Genomic DNA, 24596 nt, shown 5'->3' with positions numbered 1-24596 from the left:
AAGGGGCTTGTTCGTTGGCGAGGCCACCGGTGGTCGGAGATTTCTCTCCTTCCACCGGAAATCACACCAGCAGCGCTTACCAGCTGGCCTTGACCAGACCTGGTACGTCGCCGCGCATTGCAGCCTGGCGCAGCATGTTACGGCCCAGGCCGAACTTACGGTAAACACCGTGAGGACGACCGGTCAGGCGGCAACGGTTGCGCAGACGTGCGGCACTGGCATCACGCGGCTGCTTCTGCAGCGCGACAACGGCAGCGAAACGCTCTTCAGGAGAGGCGTTCAGGTTGACGATGGTCGCTTTCAGCTCGGCACGCTTTTTAGCGTACTTGGCTACCGTGAGCTGACGCTTCAGCTCGCGGTTTTTCATGCTCTTCTTGGCCATTTTCCTACTCCAATCAGTTGCGGAACGGGAACTTGAAAGCACGCAGCAGAGCGCGGCCTTCGTCGTCCGAACGAGCAGTGGTGGTCAGGGTGATGTCCAAACCGCGCAGAGCATCGATCTTGTCGTAGTCGATTTCCGGGAAGATGATCTGCTCTTTCACGCCCATGCTGTAGTTGCCACGACCGTCGAAGGACTTGGCATTCAGGCCGCGGAAGTCGCGAACCCGAGGCAGGGAGATCGCCAGCAGGCGGTCCAGGAACTCGTACATTTTTTCGCGACGCAGGGTCACCTTGACACCGATCGGCCAGCCCTCACGGACTTTGAAGCCCGCGATGGATTTACGAGCGAAGGTCACGACCGGCTTTTGGCCGGTGATCTTTTCGAGATCGGCAACAGCGTGCTCGATGACTTTCTTGTCACCGATCGCTTCGCCCAGACCCATGTTCAGGGTGATCTTGGTAACGCGCGGAACTTCCATTACGTTCGACAGCTTAAGTTCTTCCTTAAGCTTGGGAGCGATTTCGTTCCGGTAAATCTCTTTCAGTCGTGCCATGGTCTTCTACCTAGCAGTGTTCAAGCATCAACCGCTTTTTGGGTCGACTTGAAGACACGAATTTTCTTACCGTCTTCTACTTTGAAACCAACACGGTCAGCCTTGTTGGTTTCGCCATTGAAGATGGCCACGTTGGAAGCGTGCAGAGGCGCTTCTTTCTCGACGATACCGCCCTGAACGCCTGCCATCGGGTTCGGCTTGGTATGACGCTTGACCAGGTTGACACCACCAACGACCAGACGGTCGTCAGCGAGCACCTTCAGCACCTTACCGCGCTTGCCCTTGTCTTTGCCGGCGATCACGATGATCTCGTCGTCACGACGAATCTTTTGCATGTCGGATCTCCTTACAGCACTTCAGGGGCGAGCGAGACGATCTTCATGAACTTCTCGTTACGAAGCTCACGGGTCACTGGCCCGAAGATGCGAGTACCGATCGGCTCTTGCTTGTTGTTCAGCAGAACAGCAGCGTTGCCGTCGAAACGAATGATGGAACCGTCAGCGCGACGTACACCGTGACGGGTACGGACGACAACAGCGGTCATCACCTGGCCTTTTTTGACCTTACCGCGAGGAATCGCTTCCTTGACGGTTACTTTGATGATGTCACCGATGCCAGCGTAACGGCGGTGCGAACCGCCGAGCACCTTGATGCACATGACGCGACGAGCGCCGCTGTTATCGGCCACATCGAGCATGGATTGAGTCTGAATCATAAAATTTCTCCGACCCCTAGCCCTTAGACTTCAACAGCGCGTTCGAGGACTTCAACCAGTGCCCAGGACTTGGTCTTGGCCAGCGGACGGGTTTCGGTGATGGAAACCTTGTCGCCGATTTTGCACTGGTTAGTTTCGTCGTGCGCGTGCAGCTTAGTCGAACGCTTAACGTATTTACCGTAGATCGGGTGCTTGACGCGACGCTCGATCAGAACGGTGATGGTCTTGTCCATTTTGTCGCTGACGACACGGCCAGTCAGCGTACGGACGGTTTTTTCAGCTTCAGCCATGATCACTTACCTGCCTGCTGGTTGAGCACAGTTTTCACGCGAGCGATGTCACGCTTAACTTGCGAGAGCAGGTGCGACTGCCCCAACTGGCCAGTTGCTTTCTGCATACGCAGATTGAACTGGTCGCGCAGCAAGCCGAGCAGTTGCTCGTTCAGTTGCTGTGCCGATTTTTCACGAAGTTCATTCGCTTTCATCACATCACCGTCCGCTTAACAAAGGAGGTGGCGAGAGGCAGCTTTGCAGCGGCCAGAGCGAAAGCTTCGCGCGCCAGCTCTTCAGAAACACCCTCGATCTCGTACAGGACTTTGCCTGGCTGGATCTGGGCAACCCAGTACTCCACGGAACCCTTACCTTTACCCATCCGCACTTCAAGAGGCTTCTTGGTAACTGGCTTGTCCGGGAAGACGCGGATCCAGATCTTGCCGCCACGCTTAACGTGACGGGTCAGTGCACGACGTGCCGACTCGATCTGACGGGCGGTGAGGCGACCGCGAGCAACAGCTTTCAGGGCGAACTCGCCGAAGCTGACCTTGCTACCGCGCAGTGCCAGACCACGGTTGTGGCCAGTCATCTGCTTGCGGAATTTTGTACGCTTTGGTTGCAACATTTGGCGTACCCCTTACTTAGCAGCTTTTTTACGAGGCGCTGGTGCTTGCGGCTTCAGCTCTTCCTGGCGACCACCAATCACTTCGCCTTTGAAGATCCAAACCTTCACACCGATCACACCGTAGGTGGTGTGAGCTTCGTAGGTGTTGTAGTCGATATCGGCACGCAGGGTGTGCAGTGGCACACGACCTTCCCGATACCACTCAGTACGGGCGATCTCGGCACCGCCGAGACGACCGCTCACCTGGATCTTGATGCCCTTGGCACCAATACGCATGGCGTTCTGTACTGCGCGCTTCATGGCGCGACGGAACATAACGCGGCGCTCCAGCTGCTGGGCAACGCTTTGAGCAACCAGCATGGCGTCGAGCTCCGGCTTGCGGATCTCTTCGATGTTGATGTGCACAGGCACACCCATCTGCTTGGTCAGGTCCTGACGCAGCTTCTCGACATCCTCACCTTTCTTGCCGATAACGATACCGGGACGAGCAGTGTGGATGGTGATGCGTGCAGTTTGAGCCGGACGATGAATATCGATACGGCTTACGGACGCGCTTTTTAGTTTGTCTTGGAGGTACTCACGCGTTTTCAGATCCTTCAACAGGTAATCTGCGTAAGTAGCACCGTCTGCGTACCAGACGGAGGTGTGCTCCTTGACGATTCCCAGGCGAATGCCAGTGGGATGTACTTTCTGACCCATCTGATCGACTCCGTTACTTGTCCGCAACCTTGACAGTGATATGGCAAGACCGCTTGACGATGCGATCAGCGCGGCCTTTGGCACGCGGCATGATGCGCTTAAGCGAACGCCCTTCGTTGACGAAAACGGTGGAGACCTTCAGGTCATCAACGTCTGCGCCTTCGTTGTGTTCGGCGTTGGCAACGGCCGACTCGAGGACTTTCTTCATGATTTCAGCGGCTTTTTTGCTGCTGAAGGCCAACAGGTTGAGCGCTTCGCCCACCTTCTTCCCGCGGATCTGGTCGGCGACCAAGCGGGCTTTCTGGGCGGAGATTCGAGCGCCCGACAACTTAGCGGCTACTTCCATTTCCTTACCCCTTAACGCTTGGCTTTCTTGTCAGCCACGTGCCCGCGATAGGTGCGGGTACCGGCGAACTCGCCCAGTTTGTGGCCGACCATGTCTTCGTTCACGAGAACGGGGACGTGTTGGCGACCGTTGTGTACCGCGATGGTCAGACCGACCATTTGTGGCAGGATCATCGAACGGCGCGACCAGGTTTTCACCGGCTTGCGATCGTTCTTTTCCACCGCCACTTCGATCTTCTTCAGCAGGTGAAGATCGATAAAAGGACCTTTTTTCAGAGAACGTGGCACTGTCGTATCCCTCTAGTTACTTGCGACGACGGACGATCATGTTGTCGGTACGCTTATTACCGCGGGTCTTCGCACCCTTGGTTGGGAAGCCCCATGGCGATACCGGATGACGACCACCGGAGGTACGACCTTCACCACCACCATGCGGGTGGTCAACCGGGTTCATGGCAACACCACGAACGGTTGGGCGAACGCCGCGCCAGCGTTTAGCACCTGCTTTACCCAGCGAACGCAGGCTGTGCTCGGAGTTCGAGACTTCACCCAGGGTCGCACGGCATTCAGCCAGTACTTTGCGCATCTCACCGGAGCGCAGACGCAGAGTCACATAGGCACCTTCACGAGCGATCAGCTGAGCCGAAGCGCCAGCGGAACGAGCGATCTGTGCACCTTTACCCGGCTTCAGCTCGATGCCGTGAATGGTGCTACCTACTGGGATGTTGCGCAGCTGCAGGGAGTTACCAGCCTTGATTGGGGCCAGTGCACCTGCGATCAGCTGGTCGCCAGCGCTCACGCCTTTAGGGGCGATGATGTAGCGACGCTCGCCGTCTGCGTAGCACAGCAGTGCGATGTGAGCAGTACGGTTCGGGTCATATTCGACGCGCTCGACAGTGGCAGGGATGCCATCTTTGTCGTTGCGACGGAAGTCGACCAGACGGTAGTGCTGCTTATGACCACCACCCACATGACGGGTAGTAATGCGGCCATTGTTGTTACGACCACCAGACTTCGATTTCTTCTCGAGCAGCGGTGCGTGAGGAGCGCCTTTGTGCAGCTCCTTGTTGACCACCTTGACCACGAAACGGCGGCCAGGGGAAGTCGGTTTGCATTTAACGATTGCCATGATGCACCCCTTCCTTACTCAGCACTGCTGCTGAAATCGAGATCTTGGCCTGGCTGAAGGGATACGATCGCCTTCTTCCAGTCATTGCGCTTGCCCAGACCACGTGCGGTACGCTTGGTTTTACCCATCACGTTGACAGTCGACACGTTTTCAACTTTCACGTTGAACAGGCCTTCGACAGCTTTCTTGATTTCCAGCTTGGTTGCATCGGTAGCAACCTTGAATACGAACTGGCCTTTTTTCTCAGCCAGAACGGTAGCCTTCTCGGAAACGTGCGGGCCAAGGAGGACTTTGAATACGCGTTCCTGGTTCATCCCAGCAGCTCCTCGAATTTCTTCACGGCGGAGACAGTGATCAACACTTTCTCGTAGGCGATCAGGCTTACCGGGTCGGAACCTTGTACGTCACGTACGTCGACGTGCGGCAGGTTACGAGCAGCCAGATACAGATTCTGATCAACTGCGTCCGAAACGATCAGAACATCGTTCAGGCCCATGCCGTTCAGCTTGTTCAGCAAGTCTTTGGTTTTCGGCGCTTCGACAGCGAAGTCCTGAACCACGACCAGACGATCGCTACGCACCAGCTCGGAGAGGATGGAGCGCAGAGCTGCGCGGTACATCTTCTTGTTGAGCTTCTGCGAGTGATCTTGAGGGCGAGCTGCGAAGGTGACACCACCGCCACGCCAGATCGGACCACGAGTGGTACCGGCACGAGCACGGCCAGTACCCTTCTGACGCCATGGGCGCTTACCGCCACCGGCCACGTCGGAACGGGTCTTTTGCTGCTTGGTGCCCTGACGGCCGCCGGCCATGTAGGCCACGACTGCTTGGTGTACCAGCGTCTCGTTGAATTCGCCACCGAAAGTCAGTTCGGAAACTTCGATCGCCTGAGCGTCATTTACATTAAGTTGCATGTCAGTTTCCCCTTAACCGCGAGCCTTGACAGCTGGACGCACAACCACGTCGCCGCCAGTAGCGCCTGGAACGGCACCCTTGATCAGCAGGAGGTTGCGTTCAGCGTCTACGCGTACTACTTCCAGGGACTGAACAGTCACGCGCTCGGCGCCCATGTGACCGGACATCTTCTTGCCCTTGAATACACGACCAGGAGTCTGGCACTGGCCGATGGAGCCAGGGACACGGTGCGATACGGAGTTACCGTGGGTGCTGTCCTGACCACGGAAGTTCCAACGCTTGATGGTACCGGCGAAGCCTTTACCTTTGGACTGACCGGTTACGTCTACCAGCTGGCCTGCAGTGAAGAGTTCAGCTTTGATCAGATCGCCAGCCTGGAAATCGCCTTCTTCAAGACGGAACTCCCAGACACCGCGACCAGCGGCAACGTTAGCCTTGGCGAAGTGACCTGCCTGAGCGGCAGTCACACGCGAAGCACGACGCTCGCCGACAGTGACTTGCACTGCACGGTAGCCATCGGATTCTTCAGTTTTGAACTGGGTGACGCGATTCGGCTCGATCTCAATGACCGTGACCGGAATGGAGACACCTTCTTCGGTGAAAACGCGGGTCATACCGCATTTGCGACCGACTACACCAATAGTCATGTTGTAAACCTCATGAGTGTACGGGGCTTTCACCCGCTATGGCCGCCCATTTCAGAGCGTTACACGACTAGGACCGAAGTCTTAGCCGAGGCTGATCTGCACTTCCACACCTGCCGCAAGATCAAGCTTCATCAGCGCATCAACGGTTTTATCCGTCGGCTGGACGATGTCCAGAACGCGCTTATGAGTGCGAATCTCGTACTGGTCACGCGCGTCTTTGTTGACGTGCGGGGAGACCAGAACGGTGAAACGCTCTTTGCGAGTAGGCAGTGGAATTGGACCACGCACTTGTGCACCAGTACGTTTCGCGGTTTCCACGATTTCCTGGGTGGATTGGTCGATCAGGCGATGGTCGAAAGCCTTCAACCTGATACGGATTTGCTGATTTTGCATTGGATTTCAGACTCCAGGCTGTTCCCAACGGACGCACTACGCCCGCTAAAAGGAGGCGTGATTCTATAGACGCCCCCATTTAGTGTCAACCCAATAAAAAAAGCCCCCGCTGAGCGGGGGCTTTTTCAACCGGTCGAGTGATTACTCGATGATTTTTGCTACGACGCCGGCGCCGACGGTACGACCGCCTTCACGGATGGCGAAGCGCAGACCGTCTTCCATTGCGATGGTCTTGATCAGAGTGACAGTCATCTGAATGTTGTCACCTGGCATTACCATTTCAACGCCTTCCGGCAGTTCGCAGTTACCGGTCACGTCAGTGGTACGGAAGTAGAACTGAGGACGGTAGCCTTTGAAGAACGGCGTGTGACGGCCGCCTTCTTCTTTCGACAGAACGTAGACTTCTGCGGTGAACTTGGTGTGCGGCTTGACCGAACCTGGCTTGACCAGAACCTGGCCACGCTCAACGTCGTCACGCTTGGTACCACGCAGCAGAACGCCGCAGTTCTCGCCAGCACGACCTTCGTCCAGCAGCTTGCGGAACATCTCAACGCCGGTGCAGGTGGTGGTGGTGGTGTCACGCAGACCAACGATTTCCAGCGGATCCTGAACGCGGACGATACCACGCTCGATACGACCGGTCACAACGGTACCACGGCCCGAGATCGAGAACACGTCTTCGATCGGCATCAGGAACGGCTGGTCGATGGCACGAACTGGCTCAGGAATGTAGCTGTCCAGAGTCTCTACCAGCTTCTTGACAGCGGTAGTGCCCATTTCGTTGTCGTCTTTGCCTTCCAGCGCCATACGAGCCGAACCGATGATGATCGGGGTGTCGTCGCCTGGGAAGTCGTAGGTGGACAGCAGGTCGCGAACTTCCATCTCGACCAGTTCCAGCAGCTCAGCGTCGTCTACCAGGTCAGCCTTGTTCAGGAAGACCACGATGTACGGAACGCCAACCTGACGGGACAGCAGGATGTGCTCACGGGTTTGTGGCATCGGACCATCAGCGGCCGAGCACACCAGGATCGCGCCGTCCATCTGGGCAGCACCGGTGATCATGTTCTTCACGTAGTCAGCGTGACCTGGGCAGTCAACGTGAGCGTAGTGACGAATGGTCGAGTTGTACTCAACGTGAGCGGTGTTGATGGTGATACCGCGCGCTTTTTCTTCCGGAGCCGAGTCGATCTTGTCGAACTCAACGATTGCCGAACCGAAAACTTCGGAGCAAACGCGAGTCAGAGCTGCGGTCAGAGTGGTCTTACCGTGGTCAACGTGGCCGATGGTGCCGACGTTAACGTGGGGAAGGGAACGATCAAATTTTTCTTTAGCCACGACAGTGAACCTCTTGCCTAAAGGGGATTAGCCTTGTTTTTTAACGAGTGCTTCGACGATGTTCGACGGAGCTTCGGCGTATTTGGAGAATTCCATGGAGTAGCTTGCGCGACCCTGAGACATGGAACGAACATCGGTTGCGTAACCGAACATCTCTCCCAGCGGCACCTCAGCAGTGATTACCTTGCCGGACACCGAGTCTTCATTACCCTGGATCATCCCGCGACGACGGCTCAGGTCACCCATCACGTCACCCAGGTAGTCTTCCGGGGTTACAACCTCGACCTTCATGATCGGCTCGAGAACCACGCCACCGCCCTTCTGGGCCAGTTGCTTGGTGGCCATCGAAGCAGCGATTTTGAACGCCATTTCGTTGGAGTCGACGTCGTGGTACGAACCGTCGAATACCGTGGCCTTCAGGCCGAGCAGAGGATAACCGGCGACAACGCCGTTCTTCATCTGTTCTTCGATACCCTTCTGGATCGGGGCGATGAATTCCTTAGGAATCACACCACCAACGACTTCGTTGGTGAACACCAGACCTTCGGTGATGTTGCCCTTCTCGTCGACGTCCGGTTCCGAGAAACGGATCCAGCAGTGACCGAACTGACCACGACCACCCGACTGACGAACGAACTTACCTTCGATCTCAACGTTGGACTTGGTGATCTTCTCGCGGTACGAAACCTGCGGCTTGCCGACGTTGCACTCGACGTTGAACTCGCGCTTCATGCGGTCAACGAGGATGTCCAGGTGCAGCTCACCCATACCGGAGATGATGGTCTGACCGGTTTCTTCGTCGGTCTTGACGCGGAACGACGGGTCTTCCTGGGCCAGTTTGCCCAGAGCAATACCCATCTTCTCCTGGTCAGCCTTGGTTTTCGGCTCTACGGAGAGCGAAATGACCGGCTCAGGGAAGTCCATACGCTCGAGGATGATCGGCTTGTCGGCGTTGCACAGGGTGTCGCCGGTAGTGACGTCCTTCATGCCGATCAAAGCAGCGATGTCGCCAGCGCGTACTTCTTTGATCTCTTCACGCTGGTTGGCGTGCATCTGCACCATACGACCAACGCGCTCTTTCTTGCCCTTGACCGAGTTGATGACGGAGTCACCGGAGGTCAGGAAGCCCGAGTAGACGCGAACGAAGGTCAGAGTACCCACGAACGGGTCGGTGGCAATCTTGAACGCCAGAGCCGAGAACGGCTCGTTGTCGTCAGCAGGACGCTCGTCATACTGTTCTGGCTTGACTTCGTCCTTCGGCACGTCGATCAGATCGGGATGGATACCCTTGATCGCCGGAATCTCGGTCGGAGCAGGCAGGAAGTCGATGACAGCGTCGAGAACCAGAGGAACACCCTTGTTCTTGAACGAAGAACCGCAGACAGCCGGAACGATCTCGCTGGCCAGGGTGCGCGCACGCAGGCCTGCCTTGATCTCTTCGGCGGTCAGCTCACCTTCTTCAAGGTACTTGTTCATCAGCTCTTCGTTGGCTTCAGCGGCGGCTTCAACCATGTTGCTGCGCCACTCTTCAGCCAACTCCAGCATATCGGCAGGAATTTCTTCCTCACGATAGGAGGTGCCTTTGTCGTCATCGTTCCAGTAGATGGCCTTCATCTTGATCAGGTCAACCTGACCCTGGAAGTCATCTTCTGCACCGATAGCCAGCTGAACCGGAACCGGAGTATGACCCAGACGGTTCTTGATCTGACCGACAACGCGCAGGAAGTTGGCACCCGCGCGGTCCATCTTGTTCACGTAGACAACACGTGGAACACCGTACTTGTTGGCCTGGCGCCATACGGTTTCGGACTGCGGCTCAACGCCGGAAGTACCGCAGAATACGACGACCGCGCCGTCGAGTACGCGCAGCGAACGCTCAACTTCAATGGTGAAGTCAACGTGGCCGGGGGTATCGATGACGTTTACGCGGTAGTTGTCGTACTGACCACGGGAACCTTTCCAGAAGGTAGTAACGGCAGCGGAGGTAATGGTGATACCCCGCTCCTGCTCCTGCACCATCCAGTCGGTGGTCGCGGCGCCGTCGTGCACCTCGCCCATTTTGTGGCTCAGACCTGTGTAGAACAGGATCCGCTCGGTAGTGGTAGTCTTACCCGCATCAACGTGCGCGCAGATACCGATGTTACGGTAGCGGTTAATTGCTGTAGTACGAGCCATAAAGCCCTCGCAAAATGATTGATGCTTGAATTAGAAGCGGTAGTGCGAGAACGCTTTGTTGGCCTCGGCCATACGGTGCACGTCTTCACGCTTCTTGACTGCAGCACCCTTGCCTTCAGCAGCATCCAGCAGCTCGCCAGCCAGGCGCAGAGCCATCGACTTCTCGCCGCGCTTGCGGGCGTAGTCTACGAGCCAGCGCATTGCCAGAGCGTTACGACGGGATGGACGAACTTCAACCGGAACCTGGTAAGTGGCACCGCCGACACGGCGGGACTTGACTTCGACCAGCGGAGCGATGGCGTCGAGAGCTTTCTCGAAGATTTCCAGGGGGTCGCTGTTCTTGCGTGCTTTGACGGTATCCAGAGCACCGTAAACGATGCGCTCGGCTACGGCCTTCTTGCCGCTTTCCATCACGTGGTTCATGAACTTGGCGAGGATCTGCGATCCGTATTTAGGATCGTCCAGGATCTCACGTTTTGCTGCTACACGACGTCTTGGCATGATAAGCCCTCAAACGGTCTTCAGGTTAGCCCGGGACTTGGGTCTTCGACCCCTGCCCGACCTTACTCTTATCGACTCAAATAAATGGATGTCTGCAAACGGCCGATTACTTCGGACGCTTGGTACCGTACTTCGAACGACCCTGGTTACGGCCTTTGACGCCCGAAGTATCCAGAGAGCCGCGAACGGTGTGGTAACGAACACCTGGCAAGTCTTTTACACGGCCGCCACGGATCAGGACGACGCTGTGCTCTTGCAGGTTGTGGCCTTCACCACCGATGTACGAGGAAACCTCGAAACCGTTGGTCAGACGCACACGGCATACTTTACGCAGTGCCGAGTTAGGTTTTTTCGGCGTGGTGGTGTACACACGGGTGCACACGCCACGACGTTGCGGGCAGTTCTGCAGCGCAGGTACGTCGGATTTCTCGACGGTACGCTTGCGCGGCTGACGTACCAGCTGGTTGATAGTTGCCATCTACTAGCTCCACTGAATGTCTTGCGACGCTATTGTCTTGCAAGAAAGCCAAAAATTGGCGAGACGGAGCCTCACCAAATTTAAGGGTACAAAAGTCTAAAGAGGATCTTGCACCCAGTCAAGACAAGGCCCCGACCCTTCCTGCCCGGTCATCGGCAACAATTCATGTCGCCGCGGCGGGGAGGAAGGGGCCGGGGCCCCGCCTCTACCTTAGTTACCGCTGGAATTCAGCGCTTCGGTCAGTGCGGCTTCCACCTCACTGGCGCTCACACGCAGCGGCTTGTCGGCATCACGGCGACGCTTGCGCTCGCTGTGGTAAGCCAGGCCGGTACCCGCCGGGATGAGACGACCGACGACCACGTTCTCTTTCAGTCCGCGCAGATAGTCGCGCTTGCCGGTTACCGCCGCCTCGGTCAGTACACGGGTGGTTTCCTGGAAGGAAGCCGCCGAGATGAACGATTCGGTGGACAGCGAGGCCTTGGTGATACCCAGCAGCACACGCGAGAACTTCGAGATGAACTTGTCTTCACTGGCCAGGCGCTCGTTCTCCACCAGCACCTGAGTCAGTTCCATCTGGTCACCCTTGATGAAGCTGGAGTCGCCCGACTCGCTGATCTCGACCTTGCGCAGCATCTGACGCAGGATGGTCTCGATGTGCTTGTCGTTGATCTTCACGCCCTGCAGACGGTACACGTCCTGGATCTCGTTGACGATGTACTTCGCCAGCGCGCTCACACCCAGCAGACGCAGAATGTCATGCGGATCGCTCGGACCGTCCGAGATCACCTCACCACGGTTGACCTGCTCGCCCTCGAAGACGTTCAGGTGGCGCCACTTCGGAATCAGCTCTTCGTACGGATCGCTGCCGTCGGTCGGGGTAATGACCAGACGGCGCTTGCCCTTGGTCTCTTTACCGAACGCGATGGTACCGCTGACTTCCGCCAGGATCGACGCTTCCTTCGGACGACGCGCTTCGAACAAGTCGGCAACGCGCGGCAGACCACCGGTGATGTCGCGGGTCTTGGACGTTTCCTGCGGAATACGCGCGATAACGTCACCGACACCGATCTGAGCACCGTCAGCCACACCGACAAGGGCGTTGGCTGGCAGGAAGTACTGAGCCGGTACGTCGGTACCTGGCAGGTACAGATCCTTGCCATTGGCATCGACCATCTTGATCGCTGGACGGATTTCCTTGCCAGCAGCCGGGCGATCCTTCACGTCCATCACTTCAATGTTGGTCAGACCGGTCAGTTCGTCGGTCTGGCGCTTGATGGTGATGTTCTCTTCCATGCCCACGAAGGTCACGGTACCTTTCAGTTCGGTGACGATTGGGTGGGTGTGCGGGTCCCACTTGGCGACGATGGCGCCAGCTTCGACCTTGTCGCCTTCCTTCACCGAAATCACGGCACCGTACGGCAGCTTGTAGCGCTCACGCTCACGACCGAACTCGTCGGCAATGGCCAGTTCACCGGAACGCGATACCGCGACCAGATTGCCATCGGCACGCTCGACCTGCTTCAGGTTGTGCAGACGCACCATGCCGCCATTCTTCACCTGAACGCTGTCGGCAGCCGAAGTACGGCTTGCAGCACCACCGATGTGGAAGGTACGCATGGTCAGCTGGGTACCCGGCTCACCGATCGACTGCGCGGCGATGACGCCGACAGCTTCACCGATGTTCACCTGGTGACCACGGGCCAGATCACGACCGTAGCACTTGGCGCAGATGCCGAAGCGGGTTTCGCAGCTGATCGGCGAACGCACGATCACTTCGTCGATGCTGTTCAGCTCGATGAATTCGACCCACTTCTCGTCGACCAGGGTGCCGGCCGGAACGATGACGTCTTCGGTACCCGGCTTGAACACGTCACGGGCAATGACACGACCCAGTACGCGCTCGCCCAACGGCTCTACGACGTCGCCGCCTTCGATGTGCGGAGTCATCAGCAGACCGTGGTCGGTACCGCAGTCGATCTCGGTCACCACCAGATCCTGGGCGACGTCCACCAGACGACGCGTCAGATAACCGGAGTTCGCAGTCTTCAGTGCGGTATCCGCCAGACCCTTACGAGCACCGTGGGTCGAGATGAAGTACTGCAGTACGCTCAGACCTTCACGGAAGTTCGCAGTGATAGGCGTCTCGATGATCGAGCCATCCGGCTTGGCCATCAGACCACGCATACCGGCCAACTGACGGATCTGTGCAGCGGAACCCCGCGCACCGGAGTCAGCCATCATATACATCGAGTTGAAGGATTCCTGATCGACTTCGTTACCTTCGCGGTCGATGACTTTCTCTTTCGAGAGGTTGGCCATCATCGCCTTGGACACTTCGTCGTTCGCCTTCGACCACAAGTCGATGACCTTGTTGTACTTCTCGCCCTGAGTGACCAGGCCGGAGGCGTACTGACTCTCGATTTCTTTAACTTCATCAGTGGCCGAGCCAATGATGCGGGCTTTTTCGTCAGGGATAACGAAGTCGTTAACACCGATCGAAACGCCGGAAATGGTCGAGTAGGCAAAGCCGGTATACATCAACTGGTCGGCAAAGATGACGGTTTCCTTCAAACCAACCACGCGATAGCACTGGTTGATCAGCTTGGAAATAGCCTTTTTCTTCATCGGCTGGTTGACCACGTCGTACGGCAGACCTGCCGGAACGACTTGGAACAACAGGGCACGGCCGACGGTGGTGTCGACGATGCGAGTGTTCTTGACCACAGAGCCGTCACGCTCTTTCACGGTTTCGTTGATACGAACCTTGATTTTCGCGTGCAGAGCGGCTTCGCCGGCGCGGAATACGCGGTCGACTTCCTGCAGGTCGGCGAATACGCGACCTTCACCCTTGGCGTTGATGGCCTCACGGGTCATGTAGTACAGACCCAGTACAACGTCCTGCGACGGAACGATGATTGGCTCACCGTTGGCTGGCGACAGAATGTTGTTGGTCGACATCATCAGAGCGCGTGCTTCGAGCTGGGCTTCCAGCGTCAGCGGCACGTGAACGGCCATCTGGTCACCGTCGAAGTCGGCGTTGTACGCGGCACAAACCAACGGGTGCAGCTGGATAGCCTTGCCTTCGATCAGAACCGGCTCGAACGCCTGGATACCCAGACGGTGCAGGGTCGGTGCACGGTTGAGCAGTACGGGGTGTTCGCGGATCACCTCGGCGAGCACGTCCCACACCTCAGGCAGCTCGCGCTCGACCATCTTCTTGGCAGCCTTGATGGTGGTCGCCAGACCACGCATTTCCAGCTTGCCGAAAATGAACGGCTTGAACAGCTCGAGGGCCATCTTCTTCGGCAGACCGCACTGGTGCAGACGCAGGGTCGGGCCTACGGTAATAACCGAACGGCCGGAGTAGTCCACACGCTTGCCGAGCAAGTTCTGACGGAAGCGACCCTGCTTACCTTTGATCATGTCGGCCAGGGACTTCAGCGGACGCTTGTTCGAGCCAGTGATGGCGCGACCGCGACGGCCGTTGTCCAGCAGGGCGTCGACCGCTTCCTGCAGCATGCGCTTTTCGTTGCGCACGATGATGTCCGGCGCCGACAGATCGAGCAGGCGCTTCAGACGGTTGTTACGGTTGATCACCCGACGATACAGGTCGTTCAGGTCGGAGGTCGCGAAGCGGCCACCATCCAGCGGCACCAGCGGACGCAGGTCCGGCGGCAGTACTGGCAGGACGGTCAGAACCATCCACTCAGGCAGGTTGCCCGAGCCCTGGAAAGCTTCCATCAGCTTCAGGCGCTTGGACAGCTTCTTGATCTTGGTTTCGGAGTTGGTCTGCGGAATTTCTTCACGCAGGCGGCCAATCTCGTGCTCCAGGTCGATCGCGTGCAGCAGCTCGCGGACAGCCTCGGCACCCATGCGGGCGTCGAAGTCGTCACCGAACTCTTCCAGCGCTTCGAAGTACTGCTCGTCGTTCAGCAGCTGACCCTTTTCGAGGGTGGTCATGCCCGGATCGATGACGACGTAGCTCTCGAAATAGAGCACGCGCTCGATGTCACGTAGGGTCATGTCCATCAGCAGGCCGATACGGGACGGCAGCGACTTCAGGAACCAGATGTGGGCGACCGGCGAGGCCAGTTCGATGTGCGCCATGCGCTCACGACGAACTTTGGCCAGGGCAACTTCAACGCCGCACTTCTCGCAGATCACGCCGCGGTGCTTGAGGCGCTTGTACTTGCCGCACAGGCACTCGTAGTCCTTGACTGGGCCAAAGATCTTGGCGCAGAACAGACCGTCACGCTCAGGCTTGAACGTACGGTAGTTGATGGTCTCCGGTTTCTTGACTTCACCGAACGACCACGAACGGATCATTTCAGGCGATGCCAGACCGATGCGGATGGCGTCGAACTCTTCGACTTGACCCTGGTTTTTCAGCAGATTCAGTAGGTCTTTCAAGGCCTTTCCTCCTGGCGGAGCAGGAAGCGGGCTGTGCCAGCCCCACTCCCCTTCGCGTCACGTGTTATTCGGTTTCCAGATCGATATCGATACCGAGCGAACGGATCTCTTTGATCAACACGTTGAAGGACTCGGGCATGCCCGGCTCCATACGGTGATCGCCATCCACGATGTTCTTGTACATCTTGGTACGGCCGTTCACGTCGTCCGACTTCACTGTGAGCATTTCTTGCAGGGTGTATGCCGCGCCGTATGCTTCCAGCGCCCACACTTCCATCTCCCCGAAACGCTGACCACCGAACTGCGCCTTACCACCCAGCGGCTGCTGGGTAACCAGGCTGTAAGAACCAGTGGAACGCGCGTGCATCTTGTCGTCCACCAAGTGGTTCAGCTTGAGCATGTACATGTAACCAACGGTCACTGGACGCTCGAACTTGTTGCCGGTACGACCATCGAACAGCACCATCTGGCCGCTCTCTGGCAGATCGGCCAGCTTCAGCATGGCCTTGATCTCGCGCTCCTTGGCACCGTCGAAGACTGGAGTGGCCATTGGCACGCCTTTCTTCAGGTTGTTGGCCAGGGCGAAGATCTCTTGATCGGAGAACTCGTCGAGGTTTTCCTGACGACCACCGATCTCGTTGTAGATCTCGGTCAGGAAGCTACGCAGTTCGGCAGCCTTGCGTTGCTCTTCGATCATGCGGTCGATCTTCTCGCCCAGCCCTTTGGCCGCGAGGCCCAGGTGGGTTTCGAGAATCTGACCGACGTTCATACGCGAAGGTACGCCCAGCGGGTTCAGTACGACATCGACCGGTGTACCGTTGGCGTCATGCGGCATGTCTTCGACCGGCATGATCACCGAGACGACACCCTTGTTACCGTGACGACCGGCCATCTTGTCACCCGGTTGGATGCGACGGCGGATAGCCAGGTAGACCTTGACGATCTTCAGTACGCCTGGAGCCAGGTCATCGCCCTGCTGCAGCTTGCGCTTCTTGTCTTCGAACTTGTCGTCGAGCAGACGACGGCGATCGACGATGTACTGCTGAGCCTTTTCCAACTGCTCGTTCAGTGCATCTTCGGCCATGCGCAGCTTGAACCACTGACCGTGCTCCAGACCGCCCAGCACTTCGTCGGAGATCACGGTGCCTTTCTTCAGGCCCGCGCCGCCGTCGACCACTTGGCCGTTCAGCGCAGAGCGCAGACGCTCAAAGGTCGCGCCCTCAACGATACGGAACTCTTCGTTGAGGTCCTTACGGATCTCGTCCAGCTGCATCTTCTCGATGGCCAGGGCTCGGCTGTCGCGCTCGACGCCATCACGGGTGAAGACCTGAACGTCGATGACGGTGCCCTTGGTGCCAGTTGGCACACGCAGGGAGGTATCTTTGACGTCGCTGGCCTTCTCACCGAAGATCGCCCGCAGCAGTTTCTCTTCGGGCGTCAATTGGGTCTCGCCTTTCGGAGTGACCTTGCCGACCAGAATGTCGCCAGCGCCGACCTCGGCACCTACGTAGACGATACCGGCTTCGTCCAGCTTGTTCAGCGCAGCTTCACCCACGTTCGGGATGTCCGCGGTGATTTCCTCTGGGCCAAGCTTGGTGTCACGCGCCACACAGGTCAGTTCCTGGATGTGGATCGTGGTGAAACGGTCTTCCTGAACCACACGTTCGGAGAGGCAGATGGAGTCTTCGAAGTTGAAGCCGTTCCACGCCATGAACGCGATGCGCATGTTCTGGCCCAAAGCCAGCTCACCCATATCGGTGGACGGACCATCGGCCATGATGTCACCGCGCGCGACCACGTCACCTTTGCTGACCAGCGGACGCTGGTTGATGCAGGTGTTCTGGTTCGAGCGGGTGTACTTGGTCAGGTTGTAGATATCCACACCGGCTTCGCCGGTCTCGACTTCATCATCCGCGACGCGAACCACGATCCGGCTGGCATCGACCGAGTCGATTACACCGCCACGACGAGCGACTACACAAACACCGGAGTCACGGGCAACGTTGCGCTCCATGCCGGTACCTACCAGCGGCTTGTCGGCACGCAGGGTGGGTACAGCCTGGCGCTGCATGTTCGAGCCCATCAATGCACGGTTGGCGTCGTCGTGCTCGAGGAACGGAATCAGCGAGGCTGCAACGGAAACGACCTGCTTCGGCGAAACGTCCATCAAGGTGACGTCTTCCGGCGCCTTGACGGTGAACTCGTTCAGGTGACGAACAGCAACCAACTCATCGATGAGCTGCTTCTTGTCGTTCATCGCAGCCGAAGCCTGGGCGATCACATGATCGGCCTCTTCGATTGCCGACAGGAACACGATGTCGTCGCTGACCACACCTTCTTTCACCACGCGGTACGGGCTTTCCAGGAAGCCGTACTGGTTGGTGCGAGCATAGGCCGCCAGGGAGTTGATCAGACCGATGTTCGGACCTTCCGGCGTTTCGATCGGGCACACGCGGCCATAATGGGTCGGGTGTACGTCACGCACTTCGAAGCCAGCACGCTCACGGGTCAGACCACCTGGGCCGAGCGCGGAAACGCGGCGCTTGTGAGTGATCTCGGAGAGCGGGTTGTTCTGGTCCATGAACTGGGAAAGCTGGCTGGAGCCGAAGAACTCCTTCACCGCCGCCGCAACCGGCTTGGCGTTGATCAGGTCCTGCGGCATCAGGCCTTCGCTTTCAGCCATCGACAGACGTTCCTTGACCGCACGCTCTACGCGCACCAGGCCAACACGGAACTGGTTCTCGGCCATCTCGCCAACGCAACGTACGCGGCGGTTGCCCAGGTGGTCGATGTCGTCGACGATGCCCTTGCCGTTACGGATGTCGACCAGCGTCTTCAGCACGTCAACGATGTCTTCCTTGCTCAGCACGCCCGAACCTTCGATCTCGGTCCGACCGATACGACGGTTGAACTTCATGCGGCCTACGGCCGACAGGTCGTAACGCTCAGCGCTGAAGAACAGGTTGTTGAACAGGGTTTCGGCAGCGTCCTTGGTCGGCGGCTCGCCTGGACGCATCATGCGATAGATTTCGACCAGTGCTTCCAGCTGGTTGCTGGTGGTGTCGATCTTCAGCGTATCGGCAATGAACGGACCGCAGTCGATGTCGTTGGTGTACAGCGTCTCGATGCGTACTACCTGAGCTTTGGCGATCTTGACCAGCAGATCGGTAGTCAGCTCAGTATTGCACTCAGCCAGGATCTCACCCGTTGCCGGATGCACGATGGCCTTGGCAGTGGTGCGACCAATGACATATTCCAGCGGGACTTCCAGCTGTTTGACGCCGGACTTCTCGATCTGGTTGATGTGACGCGCGGTGATCCGGCGCCCCTGCTCGACGATGACCTTGCCGGTTTCGTCGGTGATATCCATCACCGCGACTTCACCACGCAAGCGTTGGGCAACCAGCTCCAGGCTCAACTTCTCGCCGGAAACGTGGAATACGTTGGTGGTGTAGAAGGTGTCCAGGATCTCTTCGGTGCTGTAGCCCAGCGCACGCAGCAGGACGGACGCCGGCAGCTTGCGACGACGGTCGATACGCACGAACACGCAGTCCTTCGGGTCGAACTCGAAGTCCAACCACGAGCCGCGGTAAGGAATGATGCGAGCGGAGTACAGCAGCTTGCCGGAGCTGTGAGTCTTGCCACGGTCGTGGTCGAAGAACACACCTGGCGAACGGTGCAGCTGGGAAACGATCACACGCTCGGTACCGTTGATAACGAAGGTACCGTTCTCAGTCATCAGGGGGATTTCACCCATGTAGACTTCTTGCTCTTTGATGTCCTTGATCGCTTTGTTCGACGACTCTTTGTCGAAGATGATCAGGCGCACCTTGACCCGCAGTGGGACCGCGAAGGTCACGCCACGCAGGACACATTCCTTCACATCGAAGGCAGGCTCGCCCAGGCGATAGCCTACGTACTCCAGGGCAGCATTGCCGGAGTAGCTGATGATCGGGAATACCGATTTGAAGGCCGCATGCAGACCGACGTCGCGGAACTGATCCTTGGATGCTCCCGCCTGCAGGAATTCGCGATACGAATCCAGCTGGATGGCCAGGAGGTACGGCACATCCATGACGTCCGGCAACTTGCTAAAGTCCTTGCGGATACGTTTTTTCTCAGTGTATGAGTAAGCCATCAGCGTTCCCCAGCTTGGTCACCTGCTTGTTTGGCTTCTCCCGGCGGGAGCAGCCAGAAAATCGTGCAAACCCCTTGGTTTGCGCCACCCACATGGGTGTCTTGCAGCTCGTTATCGGGGCCGACAGGATCGGCCACCAATAACGGAAAAAGGCCGGTGGCACAGGCCACCAGCCATCAGCCCTATGCTTGACGCTCAGGCTGCAGTCGCAAAGTCGAAATTACTTCAGCTCGACTTTAGCGCCAGCTTCTTCCAGCTTCTTCTTAGCGTCTTCAGCGGCTTCTTTCGAAACGCCTTCAGCTACGACCTGAGGAGCGCCATCGACTTTCTCTTTGGCTTCTTTCAGGCCCAGACCGGTCAGTTCGCGAACGGCTTTAATGACGTTCACTTTCTTGTCGCCAGCTTCGAGCAGGACAACGTTGAACTCGGTCTGCTCTTCGGCAGCAGGAGCGGCAGCAGCTGGGCCAGCGGCAACAGCGGCAGCAGCGGTAACGCCGAAGGTTTCTTCCATCGCTTTGATCAGTTCAACAATTTCCAGAACGGTTTTCTGGCCGATCGCTTCGATGATTTGCTCGTTAGTCAGAGACATGACTATGAATTCCTGTATTGGGGTGACAGCCTACGCGGCCATCAAATTAAACGTTTGATTTCGAGAGAAACTACGCTGCCTTAGGCAGCCGCTGCTTCTTTCTGGTCGCGCAGAGCAGCCAGGGTACGTGCCAGCTTGCTGGTTGCACCTTGGATCACGCTCATCAGCTGTGCGATAGCCTCGTCGCGAGTTGGCAGAGTTGCCAGCACGTCGATCTGGTTAGCGGCAAGGAACTTGCCGTCGAACGCAGCTGCCTTGATCTCGAACTTGTCCTGACCCTTGGCGAATTCCTTGAACAGACGGGCAGCGGCGCCCGGGTGCTCATTGGAGAACGCGATCAGGGTCGGGCCGGTGAAAGCGTCGTTGAGAACACTGAATTCAGTGTCAGCAACAGCACGCTTGAGCAGGGTGTTACGTACGACACGTACATAAACACCAGCTTCACGAGCCTCTTTACGGAGTCCGGTCATTGCGCCTACAGTCACACCACGGGCATCAGCCACGACAGCGGACAGAGCGACTTTGGCAGCCTCGTTGACTTCAGCGACGATGGCCTTCTTGTCTTCGAGTTTAATTGCCACGGGTTTACTCCTGGTTTCTACCGTTTCATCTGGCCGAGGCCGGATGTCGTTTTGGTGTCTGATTCGCGAGCGAATCGGGAGCACCATCTGCGTAGGCTTGGGTTTTAAGACTTGCGTCGCCTACGGTCTTGGATAGCCCCCGCCAGGCAGGGACCCCAATCTTGTTGCCGTCGGCGCGCTCTAGAGAACGCACCGACGCTGCATTACACGTCCAGCGAGCTCTGATCGATGACCAGACCCGGGCCCATAGTGGTGCTCAGGGTAACGCGCTTGACATAGATACCTTTCGAAGAAGCCGGCTTGATGCGCTTCAGGTCAGCGATCAGGGCCTCAACGTTTTCCTTCAGCTTGCCAGCTTCGAAGCCGACCTTGCCAACGGAGGTGTGGATGATACCGTTCTTGTCGGTACGGTAGCGAACCTGACCAGCCTTGGCGTTTTTCACGGCAGTGGCTACGTCTGGGGTAACAGTACCGACTTTCGGGTTAGGCATCAGGCCGCGAGGACCGAGAACCTGACCCAACTGACCAACGACACGCATGGCATCAGGGGATGCGATGACTACGTCGTAGTTCAGATCGCCGCCTTTCATTTCAGCAGCCAAGTCGTCCATGCCAACGCGGTCTGCACCGGCAGCCAGAGCGGCTTCAGCAGCAGGACCTTGGGTGAAGACGGCGACACGTACGGTCTTGCCAGTGCCGTGTGGCAGCACGGTAGCGCTACGAACGACCTGGTCGGATTTACGCGGGTCAACACCCAGGTTTACGGCGATGTCGTAGGACTCTACGAACTTGGCAGCAGGCAGCGATGCCAGCAGCGTTGCAGCTTCTTCGAAGTTGTAGGCTTTGCCTGCTTCGATTTTTTCGGCGATAGCCTTTTGGCGCTTGGTCAGCTTAGCCATTACACACCCTCCACGTTCAGGCCCATGCTGCGGGCAGAGCCAGCGATGGTGCGTACAGCTGCGTCCAGGTCAGCGGAAGTCAGATCGGCCTGCTTGGTCTTGGCGATCTCTTCCAGCTGAGCACGGGTGACGGTACCGACTTTGACGGTGTTCGGACGGGCCGAACCGCTGGTCAGGCCGGCAGCTTTCTTCAGCAGAACCGAGGCAGGCGTGCTCTTGGTCTCGAAGGTGAAGCTACGGTCACTGTAGACGGTGATGATCACTGGAGTCGGCAGACCAGCTTCTTGACCCTGAGTACGGGCGTTGAAAGCCTTGCAGAACTCCATGATGTTCACACCGTGTTGACCCAGTGCTGGACCAACGGGTGGGCTTGGGTTGGCCTGGCCGGCCTTTACTTGCAGCTTGATGTAAGCCTGAATCTTCTTAGCCATGAGCTACTCCAAAATCGGGTTCGAACGCCTGGTGGCTCCCCGGATAACTTGCGTTTTATCCCAGTGACGACAAAACCCCGCAGCACGTAGAGCTGCGGGGTAAGGGATGCGCCGTCCAGTTAGACCTTTTCGACCTGACTGAACTCGAGCTCCACCGGAGTGGAACGACCGAAAATGAGCACCGCAACCTGCAGACGACTCTTTTCGTAGTTAACTTCTTCGACGTTGCCATTGAAGTCAGCAAACGGACCATCAATGACACGAACCACTTCACCGGGCTCGAACAACGTCTTCGGCTTAGGCTTGTCGCTACCGTCGGCAACGCGACGCAGAATAGCTTCGGCCTCTTTATCGGTGATCGGCGCAGGCTTGTCTGCTGTACCACCAATGAAACCCATGACGCGAGGGGTATCCTTGACCAAGTGCCAAGTCCCTTCGTTCATTTCCATCTGCACCAGGACATAACCTGGGAAGAATTTACGCTCACTCTTGCGCTTCTGGCCGTTGCGCATTTCGACGACTTCTTCGGTCGGGACGAGAATCTCGCCAAACCCGTCTTCCATGCCTGCCAGCTTTACGCGCTCGGTGAGGGAGCGCATGACATGCTTCTCGTAACCCGAGTAAGCATGCACAACATACCAACGCTTAGCCACGAGACACCCTTAGCCAACAATCAAGGAAACCAACCAACCGAGCAGGGAATCGAGACCCCACAACAGCAGCGCCATAACGAGCACGACGGCAACAACGATCAACGTGGTCTGCGTAGTCTCTTGGCGGGTCGGCCACACGACTTTACGAATCTCGGCACGTGCTTCCTTCGCAAGCGTAAAGAACGATTTGCCCTTCGCGGTCTGCAGAGCAACGAAACCTGCAGCAGCAGCCAGTGCAAGGAGCGCCAGAACGCGGTACAGGATAGGAGCAGCGGAGTAATACTGGTTACCCACAACGCCTACGACAACCAATGCAACTACAGCCAGCCACTTGATCAGATCGAAACGCGATTCTTGGGCTTCAGTTTTGGGAGTCATCGGGGAGGATCCTGTAAGAAGAAAGCCAATCACGCCGAGGTGAATGGCAGGTCAGGAGGGAATCGAACCCCCAACCTACGGTTTTGGAGACCGTCGCTCTGCCAATTGAGCTACTGACCTTTAACGCTGTATCAGGCCGGCCATTATGCCGACCTGATCGAGATAAATCAACTACTTATTCAATAATTTTAGCTACGACGCCGGCGCCGACGGTACGACCGCCTTCACGGATGGCGAAGCGCAGACCGTCTTCCATTGCGATGGTCTTGATCAGAGTGACAGTCATCTGAATGTTGTCACCTGGCATTACCATTTCAACGCCTTCCGGCAGTTCGCAGTTACCGGTCACGTCAGTGGTACGGAAGTAGAACTGAGGACGGTAGCCTTTGAAGAACGGCGTGTGACGGCCGCCTTCTTCTTTCGACAGAACGTAGACTTCTGCGGTGAACTTGGTGTGCGGCTTGACCGAACCTGGCTTGACCAGAACCTGGCCACGCTCAACGTCGTCACGCTTGGTACCACGCAGCAGAACGCCGCAGTTCTCGCCAGCACGACCTTCGTCCAGCAGCTTGCGGAACATCTCAACGCCGGTGCAGGTGGTGGTGGTGGTGTCACGCAGACCAACGATTTCCAGCGGATCCTGAACGCGGACGATACCACGCTCGATACGACCGGTCACAACGGTACCACGGCCCGAGATCGAGAACACGTCTTCGATCGGCATCAGGAACGGCTGGTCGATGGCACGAACTGGCTCAGGAATGTAGCTGTCCAGAGTCTCTACCAGCTTCTTGACAGCGGTAGTGCCCATTTCGTTGTCGTCTTTGCCTTCCAGCGCCATACGAGCCGAACCGATGATGATCGGGGTGTCGTCGCCTGGGAAGTCGTAGGTGGACAGCAGGTCGCGAACTTCCATCTCGACCAGTTCCAGCAGCTCAGCGTCGTCTACCAGGTCAGCCTTGTTCAGGAAGACCACGATGTACGGAACGCCAACCTGACGGGACAGCAGGATGTGCTCACGGGTTTGTGGCATCGGACCATCAGCGGCCGAGCACACCAGGATCGCGCCGTCCATCTGGGCAGCACCGGTGATCATGTTCTTCACGTAGTCAGCGTGACCTGGGCAGTCAACGTGAGCGTAGTGACGAATGGTCGAGTTGTACTCAACGTGAGCGGTGTTGATGGTGATACCGCGCGCTTTTTCTTCCGGAGCCGAGTCGATCTTGTCGAACTCAACGATTGCCGAACCGAAAACTTCGGAGCAAACGCGAGTCAGAGCTGCGGTCAGAGTGGTCTTACCGTGGTCAACGTGGCCGATGGTGCCGACGTTAACGTGGGGAAGGGAACGATCAAA

Annotated in this window: 28 protein-coding genes and 1 tRNA gene; all 29 read right to left on the bottom strand. The window is 57.5% G+C overall.

What is annotated here, in order from left to right:
- Positions 1–76: 76 nt before the first annotated feature.
- Complete coding sequence (rpsN, locus tag Q6A47_RS18895; RefSeq protein WP_009397499.1) at positions 77–382, bottom strand: 30S ribosomal protein S14; 306 nt, start codon at positions 380–382, stop codon at positions 77–79.
- A 13-nt stretch (positions 383–395) separates the two neighbouring features.
- Positions 396–935 (bottom strand): 50S ribosomal protein L5, encoded by a 540-nt coding sequence (rplE, locus tag Q6A47_RS18890; protein ID WP_012316517.1) that lies wholly within the window; start codon positions 933–935, stop codon positions 396–398.
- A gap of 20 nt (positions 936–955) precedes the next feature.
- Positions 956–1270, bottom strand: a complete 315-nt coding sequence (rplX, locus tag Q6A47_RS18885; protein WP_016715319.1) for a 50S ribosomal protein L24 — start codon at positions 1268–1270, stop codon at positions 956–958.
- A gap of 11 nt (positions 1271–1281) precedes the next feature.
- Positions 1282–1650 carry a 50S ribosomal protein L14 gene (gene rplN, locus Q6A47_RS18880; protein ID WP_011063774.1) on the bottom strand — a complete coding sequence of 123 codons (369 nt, stop codon included), beginning with the start codon at positions 1648–1650 and terminating at the stop codon, positions 1282–1284.
- Positions 1651–1673: 23 nt separating this feature from the next.
- On the bottom strand, positions 1674–1940 hold the full coding sequence (gene rpsQ / locus Q6A47_RS18875; protein WP_023534981.1) for a 30S ribosomal protein S17: 267 nt from the start codon (positions 1938–1940) through the stop codon (positions 1674–1676).
- Between the two features lie 2 nt (positions 1941–1942).
- Complete coding sequence (rpmC, locus tag Q6A47_RS18870) at positions 1943–2134, bottom strand: 50S ribosomal protein L29 (RefSeq protein WP_002555481.1); 192 nt, start codon at positions 2132–2134, stop codon at positions 1943–1945.
- Positions 2134–2547, bottom strand: coding sequence for a 50S ribosomal protein L16 (gene rplP / locus Q6A47_RS18865; RefSeq protein ID WP_009397508.1), 414 nt, complete (start codon positions 2545–2547; stop codon positions 2134–2136). Before rplP ends, rpmC begins: the two co-directional genes overlap by 1 nt.
- Before the next feature lie 12 nt (positions 2548–2559).
- Positions 2560–3246 (bottom strand): 30S ribosomal protein S3, encoded by a 687-nt coding sequence (gene rpsC, locus Q6A47_RS18860; RefSeq protein ID WP_003255481.1) that lies wholly within the window; start codon positions 3244–3246, stop codon positions 2560–2562.
- A 13-nt stretch (positions 3247–3259) separates the two neighbouring features.
- The gene (gene rplV / locus Q6A47_RS18855; RefSeq protein ID WP_003103908.1) at positions 3260–3592 is read right to left on the bottom strand and encodes a 50S ribosomal protein L22; all 333 of its coding nucleotides are present in this window, start codon (positions 3590–3592) and stop codon (positions 3260–3262) included.
- An 11-nt stretch (positions 3593–3603) separates the two neighbouring features.
- Positions 3604–3879 (bottom strand): 30S ribosomal protein S19, encoded by a 276-nt coding sequence (rpsS, locus tag Q6A47_RS18850; RefSeq protein ID WP_010486981.1) that lies wholly within the window; start codon positions 3877–3879, stop codon positions 3604–3606.
- A gap of 16 nt (positions 3880–3895) precedes the next feature.
- A complete protein-coding gene (rplB, locus tag Q6A47_RS18845) occupies positions 3896–4720 on the bottom strand; it encodes a 50S ribosomal protein L2 (RefSeq protein WP_029614573.1) in 825 nt (274 codons plus the stop codon).
- A gap of 14 nt (positions 4721–4734) precedes the next feature.
- Positions 4735–5034 carry a 50S ribosomal protein L23 gene (gene rplW / locus Q6A47_RS18840; protein WP_029614574.1) on the bottom strand — a complete coding sequence of 100 codons (300 nt, stop codon included), beginning with the start codon at positions 5032–5034 and terminating at the stop codon, positions 4735–4737.
- Positions 5031–5633: a 50S ribosomal protein L4 gene (gene rplD / locus Q6A47_RS18835; RefSeq protein WP_009397517.1), complete on the bottom strand. Its 603-nt coding sequence runs from the start codon at positions 5631–5633 to the stop codon at positions 5031–5033. The genes rplW and rplD overlap by 4 nt, the downstream gene beginning before the upstream one ends.
- Positions 5634–5645: 12 nt before the next feature.
- On the bottom strand, positions 5646–6281 hold the full coding sequence (gene rplC / locus Q6A47_RS18830) for a 50S ribosomal protein L3 (RefSeq protein WP_304485062.1): 636 nt from the start codon (positions 6279–6281) through the stop codon (positions 5646–5648).
- A gap of 81 nt (positions 6282–6362) precedes the next feature.
- Positions 6363–6674, bottom strand: coding sequence for a 30S ribosomal protein S10 (rpsJ, locus tag Q6A47_RS18825; protein WP_003186070.1), 312 nt, complete (start codon positions 6672–6674; stop codon positions 6363–6365).
- A gap of 141 nt (positions 6675–6815) precedes the next feature.
- Positions 6816–8009: an elongation factor Tu gene (gene tuf, locus Q6A47_RS18820; protein ID WP_003255489.1), complete on the bottom strand. Its 1194-nt coding sequence runs from the start codon at positions 8007–8009 to the stop codon at positions 6816–6818.
- A 27-nt stretch (positions 8010–8036) separates the two neighbouring features.
- Positions 8037–10184 (bottom strand): elongation factor G, encoded by a 2148-nt coding sequence (gene fusA / locus Q6A47_RS18815; protein ID WP_029614356.1) that lies wholly within the window; start codon positions 10182–10184, stop codon positions 8037–8039.
- Positions 10185–10214: 30 nt separating this feature from the next.
- Positions 10215–10685 (bottom strand): 30S ribosomal protein S7, encoded by a 471-nt coding sequence (rpsG, locus tag Q6A47_RS18810; protein WP_003246741.1) that lies wholly within the window; start codon positions 10683–10685, stop codon positions 10215–10217.
- A 106-nt stretch (positions 10686–10791) separates the two neighbouring features.
- On the bottom strand, positions 10792–11163 hold the full coding sequence (rpsL, locus tag Q6A47_RS18805; protein ID WP_003257088.1) for a 30S ribosomal protein S12: 372 nt from the start codon (positions 11161–11163) through the stop codon (positions 10792–10794).
- A gap of 210 nt (positions 11164–11373) precedes the next feature.
- Positions 11374–15573: a DNA-directed RNA polymerase subunit beta' gene (gene rpoC, locus Q6A47_RS18800; RefSeq protein ID WP_029614354.1), complete on the bottom strand. Its 4200-nt coding sequence runs from the start codon at positions 15571–15573 to the stop codon at positions 11374–11376.
- A 64-nt stretch (positions 15574–15637) separates the two neighbouring features.
- Positions 15638–19711 (bottom strand): DNA-directed RNA polymerase subunit beta, encoded by a 4074-nt coding sequence (gene rpoB / locus Q6A47_RS18795; RefSeq protein WP_039581072.1) that lies wholly within the window; start codon positions 19709–19711, stop codon positions 15638–15640.
- A 220-nt stretch (positions 19712–19931) separates the two neighbouring features.
- Positions 19932–20300, bottom strand: a complete 369-nt coding sequence (gene rplL, locus Q6A47_RS18790; protein WP_029614619.1) for a 50S ribosomal protein L7/L12 — start codon at positions 20298–20300, stop codon at positions 19932–19934.
- Positions 20301–20380: 80 nt separating this feature from the next.
- On the bottom strand, positions 20381–20881 hold the full coding sequence (gene rplJ / locus Q6A47_RS18785) for a 50S ribosomal protein L10 (protein WP_029614620.1): 501 nt from the start codon (positions 20879–20881) through the stop codon (positions 20381–20383).
- Positions 20882–21084: 203 nt separating this feature from the next.
- Positions 21085–21780 (bottom strand): 50S ribosomal protein L1, encoded by a 696-nt coding sequence (gene rplA, locus Q6A47_RS18780; RefSeq protein ID WP_029614621.1) that lies wholly within the window; start codon positions 21778–21780, stop codon positions 21085–21087.
- The gene (gene rplK / locus Q6A47_RS18775) at positions 21780–22211 is read right to left on the bottom strand and encodes a 50S ribosomal protein L11 (protein WP_028633698.1); all 432 of its coding nucleotides are present in this window, start codon (positions 22209–22211) and stop codon (positions 21780–21782) included. The genes rplA and rplK overlap by 1 nt, the downstream gene beginning before the upstream one ends.
- Before the next feature lie 119 nt (positions 22212–22330).
- Positions 22331–22864: a transcription termination/antitermination protein NusG gene (nusG, locus tag Q6A47_RS18770; protein ID WP_029614622.1), complete on the bottom strand. Its 534-nt coding sequence runs from the start codon at positions 22862–22864 to the stop codon at positions 22331–22333.
- Between the two features lie 9 nt (positions 22865–22873).
- Positions 22874–23242 (bottom strand): preprotein translocase subunit SecE, encoded by a 369-nt coding sequence (gene secE / locus Q6A47_RS18765; protein WP_029614623.1) that lies wholly within the window; start codon positions 23240–23242, stop codon positions 22874–22876.
- Between the two features lie 44 nt (positions 23243–23286).
- A tRNA-Trp gene (locus Q6A47_RS18760) sits at positions 23287–23362 on the bottom strand.
- 55 nt (positions 23363–23417) lie between these two features.
- On the bottom strand, positions 23418–24596 hold a 1179-nt coding region (gene tuf / locus Q6A47_RS18755; protein ID WP_304485061.1), incomplete at its 5' end, for an elongation factor Tu.

Origin of the sequence: Pseudomonas boreofloridensis, assembly GCF_030580795.1 — a bacterium.
Classification (GTDB): domain Bacteria; phylum Pseudomonadota; class Gammaproteobacteria; order Pseudomonadales; family Pseudomonadaceae; genus Aquipseudomonas; species Aquipseudomonas boreofloridensis.
Note: the sequence above shows the minus strand (reverse complement) of the source record. Positions and strands in the feature narration are given on the sequence as shown.

Bases quoted from the DNA above. Each gene is read 5' to 3' on its own strand.
- rpsN (WP_009397499.1), bottom strand. From the start codon at position 382: ATGGCCAAGAAGAGCATGAAAAACCGCGAGCTGAAGCGTCAGCTCACG.
- rplE (WP_012316517.1), bottom strand. From the start codon at position 935: ATGGCACGACTGAAAGAGATTTACCGGAACGAAATCGCTCCCAAGCTT.
- rplX (WP_016715319.1), bottom strand. From the start codon at position 1,270: ATGCAAAAGATTCGTCGTGACGACGAGATCATCGTGATCGCCGGCAAA.
- rplN (WP_011063774.1), bottom strand. From the start codon at position 1,650: ATGATTCAGACTCAATCCATGCTCGATGTGGCCGATAACAGCGGCGCT.
- rpsQ (WP_023534981.1), bottom strand. From the start codon at position 1,940: ATGGCTGAAGCTGAAAAAACCGTCCGTACGCTGACTGGCCGTGTCGTC.
- rpmC (WP_002555481.1), bottom strand. From the start codon at position 2,134: ATGAAAGCGAATGAACTTCGTGAAAAATCGGCACAGCAACTGAACGAG.
- rplP (WP_009397508.1), bottom strand. From the start codon at position 2,547: ATGTTGCAACCAAAGCGTACAAAATTCCGCAAGCAGATGACTGGCCAC.
- rpsC (WP_003255481.1), bottom strand. From the start codon at position 3,246: ATGGGTCAGAAAGTACATCCCACTGGCATTCGCCTGGGAATCGTCAAG.
- rplV (WP_003103908.1), bottom strand. From the start codon at position 3,592: ATGGAAGTAGCCGCTAAGTTGTCGGGCGCTCGAATCTCCGCCCAGAAA.
- rplB (WP_029614573.1), bottom strand. From the start codon at position 4,720: ATGGCAATCGTTAAATGCAAACCGACTTCCCCTGGCCGCCGTTTCGTG.
- rplW (WP_029614574.1), bottom strand. From the start codon at position 5,034: ATGAACCAGGAACGCGTATTCAAAGTCCTCCTTGGCCCGCACGTTTCC.
- rplD (WP_009397517.1), bottom strand. From the start codon at position 5,633: ATGCAACTTAATGTAAATGACGCTCAGGCGATCGAAGTTTCCGAACTG.
- rplC (WP_304485062.1), bottom strand. From the start codon at position 6,281: ATGACTATTGGTGTAGTCGGTCGCAAATGCGGTATGACCCGCGTTTTC.
- rpsJ (WP_003186070.1), bottom strand. From the start codon at position 6,674: ATGCAAAATCAGCAAATCCGTATCAGGTTGAAGGCTTTCGACCATCGC.
- fusA (WP_029614356.1), bottom strand. From the start codon at position 10,184: ATGGCTCGTACTACAGCAATTAACCGCTACCGTAACATCGGTATCTGC.
- rpsG (WP_003246741.1), bottom strand. From the start codon at position 10,685: ATGCCAAGACGTCGTGTAGCAGCAAAACGTGAGATCCTGGACGATCCT.
- rpsL (WP_003257088.1), bottom strand. From the start codon at position 11,163: ATGGCAACTATCAACCAGCTGGTACGTCAGCCGCGCAAGCGTACCGTC.
- rpoB (WP_039581072.1), bottom strand. From the start codon at position 19,711: ATGGCTTACTCATACACTGAGAAAAAACGTATCCGCAAGGACTTTAGC.
- rplL (WP_029614619.1), bottom strand. From the start codon at position 20,300: ATGTCTCTGACTAACGAGCAAATCATCGAAGCGATCGGCCAGAAAACC.
- rplA (WP_029614621.1), bottom strand. From the start codon at position 21,780: ATGGCTAAGCTGACCAAGCGCCAAAAGGCTATCGCCGAAAAAATCGAA.
- rplK (WP_028633698.1), bottom strand. From the start codon at position 22,211: ATGGCTAAGAAGATTCAGGCTTACATCAAGCTGCAAGTAAAGGCCGGC.
- secE (WP_029614623.1), bottom strand. From the start codon at position 23,242: ATGACTCCCAAAACTGAAGCCCAAGAATCGCGTTTCGATCTGATCAAG.